Source organism: Singulisphaera rosea (genome assembly GCF_054877945.1).
Map to the genome: position 1 here is coordinate 156838 of NZ_JBTYIP020000014.1, position 12556 is coordinate 169393.

The following is a 12556-nucleotide window of genomic DNA, read 5'->3' on the forward strand; positions in this document are numbered from 1 at the left end:
GCCGTCGGTCGGAACGACGGCCTCCTCGACCTCGCGGAGTTGGTCGCGACTGCCGTCGACTCGAGCGATGATCCCCGGCCCGAGCCATGGAGAAGGGCCCTGCTGGGGATGTTTACTGCGTCGGGTAGATGTCGTTGGGTGTGTTATTCAGATAAACGACGTTGTTCTGAGAGAACGTGCCTCGGCTGTCGATGCCGCCGCCCTGGACCCCGGCCTTGTTCTGGGCGACGGTGCTGTTGGAGATGGAGAGGGTCCCCTGGTTGGCGATGCCGCCGCCGTAGGAGGCCTGGTTGGCGAGGAAGGTGCTGCCCACGACGGTGGCGCCGGCCTTGGGGGCGTTGAAGAGCCCGCCGCCGTTGGTGGAGTTCGACAATCCGGCGGACGTGCTGGGGGCGACGGCGTTGCTGCTCACCATGGTGTTGACGAGCGAGAGCCCGCCGCCGTTCCAGATCCCGCCACCGGCCCCAGAGCTGCGGTTGTTGTTGACGAAGCTCCCGTCGACGGTGAGCTGGCCGTTGGGAGAGAAGATGCCGCCGGCGATCCCGATCGCACTCGCAGGGCTTTTCGGCGCGATCTTGCCGGAACGGTTGCCGACGACCTGGCTGCCGCCGCTGATCGTCGTGGGCGACCCCAGGAGCGTCGCGACGCCGCCGCCGGCTTGGAGGATGCTGATGGCCCTCGGGAGCTGCCTCGTGGCCTTCGGGACGAGCCGGATCGACTGCTGGGCCGTCCGGGAGACCTGGCGGAGTGCCCCGATGGTCGACGTGCGTCCCTGGCCCCCGACCGCGGCGGCGAACCTCACGAGCGGTCGGCTCGCGGCGTTGACTTGCGAGTAGGTGACCAACGCCTGTTGGAGCGACTGCCGGTTCGTCAGTGTGTTGCTGTCGACCTGACTGGCGCCCCCGATCGTCACGCTCCCCGCGTTGGAGAAGTTGACGACGCCCCCGCCGATCGCCGCACCGACGTTCCCGTTGACCTGGCTCCCGCCGGTCACGGAGACGGCCCCGCCGTAGTCGACGGCGATGCCTCCGCCCGGGCCGTCGCTGGTGTTGCTGTTGACCTGGCTGCCGTTGTTGACCGTCACGTTGCCGAGGACCGCGGTGATCCCGCCGCTCTTGACGCCGGCGACGCGGTTGCTGTTGACCTGGCTACCCGACACCGTGACGTCGCCGAAGCCGTTGACGATCCCGCCGCCGCCGAAGGATCGCCGGTTCGCGGCCTTCCCGCCGGTGGCGACGTTCCCGTTCACCGTGCTGCCGCCGGTCACGGTCACGGCGCCGTTGTCGACGAGGATACCGCCGATCGTCCCGGCCGTGTTCGCGTCGACATGACTGCCGTTCTGGACGACGACCGACCCCGAGCTCACGCCGATGCCGCCGACCGACCCGCTGAGGGCCTGGTTCCCGCTCACCGAACTCCCGCCGTCGAGCGTGACGTTCCCGAACGACGAGACGACTCCGGCACCGATCTGGGCCCGGTTGCCCCCAACGGCCGTGTTGTCGAGGGTCACGCCCCCCATCGCCAGGATCCCACCGCCGACCCCCGAGGCCCGGTTCGAGGTCACCACACTGTCCGCGAGCCGCACGCTCCCGAGCGAGTAGATCCCGCCGCCGTTGGCCCCGGCCCCGGTGCTGCCCGAGGCCGTGCTCGCGAGCGCGGAGTTGCCCGTGATGTTGACGTGCGAGAGGGTCAGCTTCGTCCCCGAGTTGTTCACGAGGATCGCGCCGCCGCTCCCTCGCACCGAGCCCCCGGAGAGCGTCAGGGTGTTCGCCGCGTCGGCCCCGACGATGTTCACGACGGGCGCCCGCGAGACCGAAGGGACGTGGAAGATCCGCCCGTTGCCCGACCCGCCCGCCCCTCCCGTCGTCTGCTGGATCGTCAGCGGGTGTCCTGAGGCGTTCTCGACCGTCATGCTCGCCTTGATCGGGAGCTCGCCGGCCGTCAGGTTGATGACCGAGCTCGTCACCGAAGGGGAGATCACGATCGTCGCGTTCTGATTCCCCGGCCGATTCGCATCAAGGATCGCGGCACGCAACGAACCTGGCGCCGGAACCCCTCGGTTGTCGACGCTGTTCGTCACCAACAAGGTCGACGGGGTGAGCCGATCCTCGAGCCCTTCCATGACGATGCGGAGGGCCTTCGACCGGGCCGTACGACGGGCCTTCGGGCCGCTCTGTGCGAACGTCCGCGTCATGCGCTCGACGATTCGTTGCCATGACGCGCGAAGCATGAGGTCGTCCTCTCGTCCTTGAGGAGGATGGGCGAATGCCGTCGAACGAATCTTTCCGTCGCGGCAACGCGAGACGCCGGGCTCGCCGCCAAAGGCGCGCGGAAACTCCGTGTTTCCGTATCGTCCGGAAGAGAGGGGTCAGGTGAAGTCTGCGCGAGAAGTCGTGGATGTGAGGTCGGATAGTTATGCGCAAATTGCCTGGTCGCTGCAAGGCGAGTTCGCCCAGGTTCCCTGCGTCCTCGTCCCGGATCTAACCCGTGGACCTTGCGTGACCGGAAAGGTCGTTTTCGGGTTTCGCGATTTCACGAGAACCTTCGCTAATCGCGCGGTGAAAGCTTCGAGGGAACAGGCTTGGTTCCCCTCCGATCGCGGTCGGATTATGCTGGCATGTGGCACCGAGGGTTTCGGGAACGTCCATGGGTTGAGGACGAGCGGATGAACGTCGGTCGAATGATCCGAACTCCGGCTATGACGTGGCTCCCAGCCGTCTTTGGGATGGCCCTCGGCGGTTCCCAGGCCTGTGGAGGAGAAGGGGGAGCCGGGGTCTCGTTCAACCGTGATGTTCGGCCCATCCTCTCCGAGCATTGCTTCCGGTGCCACGGGCCCGACGCCAACGCCCGCAAGGCGGGGCTGCGGGTGGACCGCAAGGATGGGGTGGTTGCCGTCCTCGAGAGTGGGTCCGCCGCCGTCGTCCCGGGTGATTTGGACGGGAGCGAGCTCTACGCCCGCGTCACCTCGGACGACCCCGGGGAGACGATGCCCCCGCCCGAGACGGGCCAGGCTCTTACCAAAGCCCAACGTGAAGTCCTCCGGACCTGGATTGCGCAGGGGGCTCCTTGGGACGAACACTGGTCGTTGATCCCGCCGAGGCGGCCCGCGGTCCCCGATGTCCGCAACTCCGGTCGGGCAAGGAACGAGATCGACCGATTCCTGCTCGCCCGGCTGGAAACCAAAGGAATCGCCCCGTCGCCCGAGGCCGACAAGACGACCCTGATCCGCCGGCTCTCGCTCGACCTCCTCGGCTTGCCCCCGACCGCGGCCGAGGTCGACGCGTTCCTGAACGACGCCCGGCCCGACTCCTACGAACGTCTGGTCGACCGCCTGCTGGCCTCTCCCCATTACGGCGAGCGGATGGCCGTGGGCTGGCTCGACCTCGTGAGGTTCGCCGACACGGTCGGTTACCACAGTGACGTGAATCGCTCGATTGCGCTCTACCGTGATTATGTGATCCGGTCGTTCAATGACGACCTCCCGTTCGACCGGTTCACGACCGAGCAACTGGCCGGGGACCTGCTCCCGGACCCGACCGACTGGCAGCGGGTCGCGTCGGCGTACAACATGCTGGGGATGACGACCGAGGAAGGGGGGGCGCAGGCGAAGGAGTACATCGCCAGGCACGCGGCCGACCGGGTCCGGAATGCGGGGTCGGTCTGGATGGGGGCGACCCTCGCCTGCGCCGAGTGCCACGACCACAAATACGACCCGTACTCGACCCGCGATTTCTACGCCTTCGCCGCCTTCTTTGCCGACCTCCAGCAGCCCGGCGTCGGCACCCCCAAGCCGACCCTCGCCATGCCGACCCCAAGCCAGGCCGCCGAACAGGCCCGCCTCGACGCGAAGGTCGCGGAGCTCGAGCGAGCGGTCTCGTCGACCGCTGAGAAAGAGGCGAAGGCCTCGCTCTCCAAGGAGTTGAAGGCGGCCAAGGACGCCCGTACTCGTTTCGACCGGATGATCCGCCAGACCATCATCGCCGTCTCGGGGCCGCCTCGGGTCACCCGCGTCCTCCACCGGGGCGACTGGATGGACGAGTCGGGCGAGGTCGTCGAGCCCGCCGTGCCGCACGCCATGAAGACTGCGGACGTCTCCGAAGGGCGACGTCGGACTCGGCTCGACCTCGCCCGTTGGCTGGTCTCGCGCGAGCACCCTCAGACCGCGCGCGTCGTCGTGAACCGGCTCTGGAAGCAATGTTTCGGCACGGGGCTCTCAGAGTCGCTCGAGGATTTCGGCTCCCAAGGGGAGTGGCCCACGAACCTCGAGCTCCTCGACTGGCTGGCCGTAGAGTTCCGTGAAGGAGGCTGGTCGATCAAGGCGATGGTCCGCCAGATGGTCACGAGCACGGCCTATCGCCAGTCCTCGACGTCACGTGAGGACCTCGCCAACGTCGACCCATTGAACCGACTCTACGCGCGGCAAACCTCGTCCCGGCTCGCGGCCGAGTTCATCCGCGACGGAGCCCTGGCCGCCTCGGGCCTGCTCGTCCAGCGCGTCGGCGGAGAGAGCGTCCGCCCGTATCAACCCGACGGCTACTGGCGGTTCCTCAACTTCCCGAAGCGTGACTACGTCGCCAGCCGGGGCCCCGATCAATATCGCCGGGGCCTGTACACCCACTGGCAGCGCACGCTGCTCCACCCCGGTCTCCTCGCCTTCGACGCCCCGAGCCGAGAAATGTGCACGGCCAGCCGGCCGGTCTCCAACACGCCCCAGGCCGCCCTCGCCCTCCTGAACGACCCGACCGACGTCGAGGCCGCCCGTGCCCTGGCGACGCGCACTCTCGTGGAAGGTGGACCCGACGACGCCCACCGCCTCGCCTGGATCTGGTGTTGTGTCCTCTCCCGGGCGCCTTCTCCGGACGAACGAGCAGTCCTCTCGGCGCTCCTGTCCAAGCACCAGGCCGAGTTCGTCGCCGATCGCCAGGCCGCCCGCAAACTCCTTGGCGTTGGCGAACTCCCCATGGCCAACGATCTCGACACCGCATTGCTCGCGGCGTGGACCTCGGTGGCGCGGACGGTCTTGAACCTCGACGAGACGATCACGAGAGACTGAAAATCCTTTAGCCACGGATTGAACACGGATGAAATACGGATAAAAAGCGAGACAATCAACAGATGACGCAGATTAACGCAGATTGAGAATTTGAAAATTAAATTTAATCTGTGTTAATTTGTGTCATCTGTTGATTGTTTCTCCTGCCTTCTCTCTCTGATCCGCGTTCCATCCGTGACTGATTCGAAATGCAGATCGAGGCCTATCGATGAGCCATCCCGAGCCAGGAATTCGGACGATTCACCGCCGCACGTTCCTGGGGCGGGCGTCGGTCGGGCTCGGTTCGATGGCGCTTGGTGCGTTGCTGGATCGTGATGTGATGGCGGCGTCGCCGGAGGAGTTTCGGATCCCGGCTCGGGCGAAGCGGGTGATCTTCTTGTATATGGCGGGGGGCCCTTCGCAGTTCGAAACCTTCGACTACAAGCCGAAGCTCGCCGAGCTCGACGGGAAGGCGATGCCCGAGTCGTTCACGAAGGGCCAGCCGATCGCGCAGCTCCAGGGGCAGGAGCTCAAGGCTTTGCGGCCGCTCGCCGCGTTCCGCAAGCACGGGGAGTCGGGGCAGGAGATCAGCGATTTCCTGCCGCACATCGCGCGGCATGCCGACGACCTGTGCATCATCCGTTCGATGCACACCGACCAGATCAACCACGACCCCGCGCACACGGTCATGAACACCGGGACGGCCATCCAGGGGCGTCCGAGCATGGGCTCGTGGCTGACCTATGGCCTGGGCAGCGAGTGTGCCGACCTCCCCGGGTTCGTGGTCATGACCTCGGACACGCCCGGAGGCCGCAGTCCTCAGCCGATCTCGACGCGGCAGTGGCACAGCGGGTTCCTCCCCGGGCAGTACCAGGGCATCGAGTTCCGCGCGGGGGGAGACCCCGTCTCCTACCTCACGCGCCCGCCGGGCGTCAGCGAGGGACGCCAACGCGACGTGCTCGACTCGGTCGTCGCGCTCAACCGGCTCCGCGACCGCTCGGTCCACCACCCCGAGATCGAGGCGAGGATCCGGCAATACGAGCTCGCGTTCCGGATGCAGTCGAGCGTCCCCGAGTTGATGGACATCTCGGGCGAGTCGGCCGAGACGCGGGCCCTGTACGGGGTCGAGCACGCCGACGGTTCGTTCGCCGCGAACTGCCTGCTCGCACGTCGACTGGCCGAGCGGGGCGTCCGGTTCATCCAGCTCTACCACCGCGACTGGGACCACCACGGCGACCTCGCGCACTACATGGAGCTCTGCTGCGGCCAGACCGACCGCGCCTCGAGCGCCCTGCTGACCGACCTGAAGCGTCGCGGGATGCTCGACGAGACCCTGGTCGTCTGGAGCGGCGAGTTCGGCCGCACCCCGATGTTCCAGGGCAAGGGCAAGGACCCCGGCCGCGACCACCACATGCGCGCCTTCTCGATGTGGATGGCCGGCGGCGGCATCAAGGGGGGGATCACCTGGGGCGCCACCGATGAGCTCGGCTACCACGCCGTCGAGAACCCCGTCCACGTCAACGACCTCCACGCCACGATCCTCCACCAACTCGGCGTCGACCACAAACGGCTGACTTATCGCTACCAAGGTCGAGACTTCCGCCTCACCGACGTCCAGGGGCGTGTGGTCGAAAAAATCCTTGCCTGATCGTAAGGCTTTCGAATTGCTCTGACGATTAGATGTGAAACATTATGTTCGTGATTTGTATTTTGGTTTTGATGAAAACGTTCTTGCTCAGTCGATCCGAAGAGTGTAATTTGCCGCGAAATTCCGCACTTCGACGCAGGGACGTCGAGATGATGTTGTGAGGGGCTACCACTTGATTCCTGATGGCGATCGCTCTTCCGCGAGGGTTAATTAATAGGACGGGGCTTGTCTCAAATCGGATGGGAAGGATCTCCCTGTTCAACGAGAAGGAACTCCGATGTTGAAGTCCATCCCGGCTCGTTATTGGGTGCTTGCGGTCGTGGCTCTCGCATGGTCGCCCTTGTCGGCTTCTGCAGCCGACGCGACCAAGGACGCGAGTGTCAATGGCGTTGGCGCAGCCTCGGCGAGCAAGAATTGGCGCGTCGCTTCCATCAACGGTGGGACGGCTTGGGCCGAAGGCCGTCTCCCCGAAGCGGAGGTGTTCCTGAGGCAAGCCGTGGCCGAAGCCCAGCGACTCGGCCCCGAGACGCTGGACCTGGCGGAAGCACTCGGCGGTCTCTCGACCTTCCTGGCAAGTCGCGACCAGGGCACGGAGGCCTATTCCCTCGCGAGTCGAGCCTTGGAGATTCGAGAGAAACGATCAGGTGCCGAGCATCCGAATGTGGCCGAGGGATTAAGCGTCCTGGGGCGGGTCTGCCTCACTACCAAAGAGTATTCCAAGGCCGAGACGTTGCTGACGCGTGCCCTGTCGATACGCGAGAAAGCCCTTGGGGCCGATCATCTCGACGTGGCGACGAATCTTTGCGAACTCGCCCTACTCGACATGATTCGAGGCCAATTCTCCCTGCTCGAGACTTCCTCGAAACCTTCGAGCACGGTGACTTCGGGCGAGAAGCGTGCGAAGGTTTGCTTTCATGAGGCCGAATTCCGGCTCGTTCGGGCATTGGCGATTCGAGAAACGGCTTTGGGTGCCGAGGATAAGGCGACGCTCGAGGCCCTGACCGAACTGGCGAGTTGCTATCTCTTGGAGGGCGACATCGCCAACGCCAGTCCTCTATTAAGGCGTGCGCTGAGTCTTCGGGAGAAGACGCTCGGCCCCGACCATGCTGATGTGGCCGAGATGCTGGTTCTCATCGCAATGTCCTCCATGGAGGAGCGAAAGTATCGAGAGGCGGAGCCACTCCTGAAACGCGCGGTGGAGATCCAGAAGGGAGTTGAGGATGCGAACAAGCCTGGCACGAAGGAGGCTCTTGAGCGTTACGACGACCTGCCAGGTCAAGCCCTTCGATCCGCCGAGGTGATGGCCAATCCGGACATGATGCCGACTGAAGCGGATTTAGAATATCTTAATGGTTTGGAGTTTCGCTTTCCCGATTCGAATGTCGGAGAGCTTTTCGACAAGACATGCTTCAACGCCGTCGACAAAACGTTCGATGATGTCGGGATGGCTCATCTGCGGCGTTTGATCAACCTCGAAACGGTCTCGATCTGGTCCGACCAGGTGACCGATGCCGGGTTGCTCCATCTGGAGAATCTCGTCGCTGTCAAAGAATTGACGCTCATGAGTCGGCGCATCAATGGCTCGGGGTTGATCCACCTCAAGGCCATGGGACGACTGAAGGACCTGAACCTGGCAACTGCGCAGATCGACGATGATGGCCTCTCCTGCCTACCGCCCCTACCGTCGCTCGAAGCCCTGGACCTATCTCACACGAACGTAAGCGACGTCGGGACGATCTCGCTTGAGCGTTACACCCGCCTGAAGCGGCTCGACCTGACCGATACCAAGGTGAGCGACGAAGGCGTGAGCCGACTCAAAGAAGCCCTACCTGAGCTGGAAATCAGGCATTCATCGCCTTCACGTAACCCTTCTCTCCCAAGCCGATCGGTGGGTCAGGCAGAGCCCGAGATCTGGAGATACGAATCCATACTCTTTCCGTCTCCCTCGTCGGTGATGTCTCCAGGCCGTATCTTTCAGGGATCAGGTAACCCGATCAAGTAGGACGCGACCGTCGGCCATGACCATCGCGAGTGGGATGGCGGTGAGCACTCGGTGGAGGTCGGGGAGAAGGGCTCGGGTTCCCTCACCTATCGCCTCGTGGGCTTCGCGACGACGCTTGCCAACGCGAAGGACAAGGGCTCCTTCGGACCTCCCGGGGGGACTACAGCCTTGAGGGTCGACTGGGTGTTGTACTGCTTCGGGACGAGGTTGGCGGTCTCGTCGATGAGGGTGGCGGGGTCGTCCGAGCTGGGGACCTTCTTGCCCGTCGGCTGGATACTGTAGACCTCGACACGGTATGAGCCAGGGCTGAGGCCGTCGGCCCCGGCGAGCAGGAAGGCACCGTCCGCGACGTCGACGGATCCCGAGGCCCCTTGCTGCTGGGCGATGAACATCACGGTCCCGGACTTCAGGGGCTTGCCGTCGAGCGTGATGGTCCCTTTGACCGGGAACCGTTCGAAGCCGTCGGTCGGGCCGCCGCACCCTGCGAATGCGAGCAGTCCGAGGGCGAATGCCAGCCCTCGGACGGGAGCCCAGGGAGACTCAGTACTGGTCACTGGAGATCACCTCGCCGCCGCTCATCGTGCTCAGGGCCTGCCAGACGGGCAGGCCGATGCTGTCCTTGAAGAAGTGGACCGAGCCGTCGCAGAAGAGGCCGTTGACGCCGCCGGGGTGCCGACCGCGGGCGCCGATCGAGAAGTCGCGGCCATTGCCCGAATTGGTGTCGTTGAGGCAAGGCAGGCCCTTCGCCGGGTCGTTGACGCAGAGGCCGTAGTCGGGGAGCCGGCTATTCGGGGCGAGGTGCGTCGACACCTGATAGGTGGCGCTATCGTCGTTCCAAAGCCGGGCGCGACGGTCGACCGCCTGCGGGGTCCCGTTGGGCGACGGGGCCTGGCGGAGCTCCATCATCGCGAGGGTGTTGCTCGTGCCGTCCGTGATCGCCGCGAACTTCGCACCCGAGCCCATGTAGAAAGGGGCATACACCCGGCCGTTCCCCGCCCCCTGGTCCCAGTAGGTGTTCGAGCCCCAATTCAGGCCGTAGCTCCCCTTCGTGTCCATCGGCACGTACACGCCCGCCGTGAGCTGGTTGAAGATCTGCGACTCGTCCGACGGGCACTGGAAGACCGTGATCTTGACGAGCCGCGTCGTCGCGTTGTCCGCCGTGTTGAAAATGAGACTCATATTATAGCTGTTGAACACGTTGCCCTGTTCGACGAAGGGCAAGATCCCCACCACGAACGGCTGGCGGTAACTCTTGGCGAGGGGGTTGAGCCCCGTTGCTGGGTCTCGGTAGACCCCGATCGGGAACTGGTTGTTGGCGTCCTGGTAGTTGTGCAACGCCAGCCCGAGCTGCTTCATGTTGTTGACGCACTGGACGCGTCGCGCCGCCTCGCGGGCCGCCTGCACGGCGGGGAGCAGCAGGGCGATCAGGACGGCGATGATCGCGATCACGACCAGCAGCTCGATGAGCGTGAAGCCGCGAGCCGGTTGCATCGGTCGATTCGAACAGTGACGAGTCAAGGGGGGGGTCTCCATTGGGGAGCCGTCGGCCGCGAACCTGTACTTCGCGGCGCTGGGGGTAGGGACTCTGTCCGGGCGATGCGGGAAGGGCGCCTTCGCCCAGGTCGGAGGAATGTCGGGAGACCAATCACGTCACGGAGCGATTGGCATCGTCACAGGCGACGCACGCGGCCGAAATCATGAACCGAGGCGCACGGTTATTGTGTCAAATTATTTGATGAAAATCGGTTATGGCTATTCGCTGCATGCGCAACGTCGACGGCTTCCACTCCCGACCGGCATCGAAGCCTCGTCTTCCCGTGGGTCGGCCACGCGGATCGGCGGGAGCCTCGGAATGCCCGTGAACCACGGTCGGAATGGGGGCGGGCGTTCGCCTTCGCGAACGATTCTGCGTACGAACTCTTGGCGCTTCGTTTCAAAAACGCTGGGATTAGGGCTGGGCGCCCCGTTAACCCGGCACGGCCTTCGGCGAGTATCTACAACCGAGATTAAAATAGAAGTGTCCGTGGTGGTCAAGTAGGGATCGGGAAGAAATGCGATCAATCCCTCAAGGAGGGCGAGCCTTCGGGGTCGTTAAGATCCATGGCCGTCCGATCGGGGAGGTCGACGATCCTCGTATCCCGGTAATCTCGGGGACGGGATGACCGCGATTTGGACTTCGGGTCAAGGTTCTGACCGAGAATCCATGCCAATGGTCATTGACATTGCGTGCCAAGGATCTCCGCGTATCGATGTCGCAGCTCCGATTCTTCGGCCGAGAATGTGCCGATTGACGCCGATTTCGTCCATTGCTTTCGCATCGTTCTCTCCTTCGCTGGTGCGATCGGAGCCAGGGCCATGGCTCGGAACACGTTTAGCGATCTTGCTTTTTGGATGAGAGCAGGCCTTTCTCGGTCGGCACGCTTCCTCATCGCCGTGCCGGCCGTGATCGCCCGGCCGCCCGCGAGGGGATTGCTCTGGGGGACGGTCCTTCCCCCCGATCGTGCGCCGATCCAAGGGGCCCGGGTCTGGGTGAACACGACCGACCGGGACGCGATGGCGGAGGCTCATACGGACCGGGCAGGGCCATTCCGGCTGGAGCCTCTCCGGCCGGTCTATCGCAACCCTTTCGATCTGCTCGTCGACGCCCCGGGATTCGCTCGCCGGTATGGCGCGAAGGGGAGTTACTCGGTCTATTCGGGGATCGATAGCGACCTCGGCAGCATCCAGGTCGAGCGGGGCGGGATCCTCCTGGACCGCCTCCTGGACGCGGACGCTACCCCTTCTCACCACTCGCCGATCACCCGCGAGCTCTCGCGGAACATCCGAGGAGAACCTGTCTCCTGAGACGGCCCGGCTTTCCTCTCGCTGTCAACGGACGCGGCGGGACAGTTCCGGACTCCGCCACTGCCGGTCGCCGATGGCGACGTCTTCGTCCACGCCCCGGTCGACGCGAAGGATCCTGGCAGCAACCCGTCGAGCCGGGAGTCGTACGGGCGGTGAAGACGCTCCGCCTCGAGCACGAGGTGCCCATCCCTGGGGTCGTCCGCGACGAGCAGGGCCGGCCGATTTCCGGGGTTACGCCGAGGCCCAATTCCCGATATGCCGAGTCCCCGGATATCGCGGGCAGGTTCACGCTCTACGGCCAAGGGCCCGACCTCTATGCCTTCCTCGATGCGTCGCGTGTTGTTACGTGGGCCTCTATTCGCACGGGCAACGGGTCGTCGGTGGTTTTCGCTGGAATGATTATCGCGGACGTGACCGATCGGGCTTCGAGGCCGGGAAGGAACTCGTCGTCATGGAGCCATCGACCTGGATTGATGGTCACTCCGTCGTCGACGATACAGGCGAGCCGATTCGTCCGGATCGGGTCGTACTGTGCCAAGTCGACCGTATCCCCGGCGGTGAAGTTCAAGGGTGATCAGATCCCGAGGCTTGAGCAGCTCGAACCGGGCCGATTCCGTTTCGCGTATGACACGCCCGCCGAATATCACCTGGGCCTGCAGGCGCCAGGGTATCAGGAGGCCGAGGCCTTCACGCCGAAGATGACCCGGCGGTCGACGATCACCGGCTTCGACGTCAAGATGAAGAAGGGTCGCGAAGGCCCTAATCCTTCGTGTCCGACGCGCAGGCGATCCGGATTCGTCGCTCGCGACGGTCGGCCGGTGGCCGTCGGCTGGGTGGCGTTGCGGAGGGCCTCGAGCCTCACCGGCCTCTTGCGAGGCCGCACGGTGGTCGTGCCTCCGGTGGTGTCCGCGTCCCCTCGTCGCGAGGGCGAGGAGCGAAGCGGACAGGGGCGGGGAAAGTGCGAGGCCGAAGGGAGAAAACAGAGGAGGATTTTTGAATGCCTATAGGTGATAAGATTCGGAAGTCCACC

Annotated in this window: 8 protein-coding genes; 5 read left to right on the forward strand and 3 right to left on the reverse strand. The window is 64.7% G+C overall.

Features of this window, described 5'->3' with window-relative positions:
* Positions 1-112: 112 nt before the first annotated feature.
* Positions 113-2230, reverse strand: coding sequence for a beta strand repeat-containing protein (locus ACYOEI_RS22770; protein WP_462851884.1), 2118 nt, complete (start codon positions 2228-2230; stop codon positions 113-115).
* A gap of 435 nt (positions 2231-2665) precedes the next feature.
* On the opposite strand from ACYOEI_RS22770, the gene ACYOEI_RS22775 reads away from it, so the two are divergent.
* The 3 genes from ACYOEI_RS22775 (at position 2666) to ACYOEI_RS22785 (ending at position 8682) form a co-directional block, all read left to right on the forward strand.
* Positions 2666-5053: a PSD1 and planctomycete cytochrome C domain-containing protein gene (locus ACYOEI_RS22775; RefSeq protein ID WP_462851885.1), complete on the forward strand. Its 2388-nt coding sequence runs from the start codon at positions 2666-2668 to the stop codon at positions 5051-5053.
* A 208-nt stretch (positions 5054-5261) separates the two neighbouring features.
* A complete protein-coding gene (locus ACYOEI_RS22780) occupies positions 5262-6680 on the forward strand; it encodes a DUF1501 domain-containing protein (RefSeq protein ID WP_462851886.1) in 1419 nt (472 codons plus the stop codon).
* A gap of 277 nt (positions 6681-6957) precedes the next feature.
* Complete coding sequence (locus tag ACYOEI_RS22785) at positions 6958-8682, forward strand: tetratricopeptide repeat protein (protein ID WP_462851887.1); 1725 nt, start codon at positions 6958-6960, stop codon at positions 8680-8682.
* A gap of 86 nt (positions 8683-8768) precedes the next feature.
* On the opposite strand, the gene ACYOEI_RS22790 is transcribed toward ACYOEI_RS22785, so the two are convergent.
* Positions 8769-9236, reverse strand: coding sequence for a hypothetical protein (locus ACYOEI_RS22790; protein WP_462851888.1), 468 nt, complete (start codon positions 9234-9236; stop codon positions 8769-8771).
* Positions 9223-10173: a DUF1559 family PulG-like putative transporter gene (locus tag ACYOEI_RS22795; protein ID WP_462851889.1), complete on the reverse strand. Its 951-nt coding sequence runs from the start codon at positions 10171-10173 to the stop codon at positions 9223-9225. Before ACYOEI_RS22795 ends, ACYOEI_RS22790 begins: the two co-directional genes overlap by 14 nt.
* Before the next feature lie 900 nt (positions 10174-11073).
* On the opposite strand from ACYOEI_RS22795, the gene ACYOEI_RS22800 reads away from it, so the two are divergent.
* Together ACYOEI_RS22800 and ACYOEI_RS22805 are read left to right on the forward strand one after the other, a co-directional pair.
* Positions 11074-11526, forward strand: a complete 453-nt coding sequence (locus ACYOEI_RS22800) for a carboxypeptidase-like regulatory domain-containing protein (protein ID WP_462851890.1) — start codon at positions 11074-11076, stop codon at positions 11524-11526.
* Positions 11527-11678: 152 nt separating this feature from the next.
* Positions 11679-12533, forward strand: a complete 855-nt coding sequence (locus tag ACYOEI_RS22805) for a hypothetical protein (RefSeq protein WP_462851891.1) — start codon at positions 11679-11681, stop codon at positions 12531-12533.
* The last annotated feature ends 23 nt before the right edge of the window (positions 12534-12556 follow it).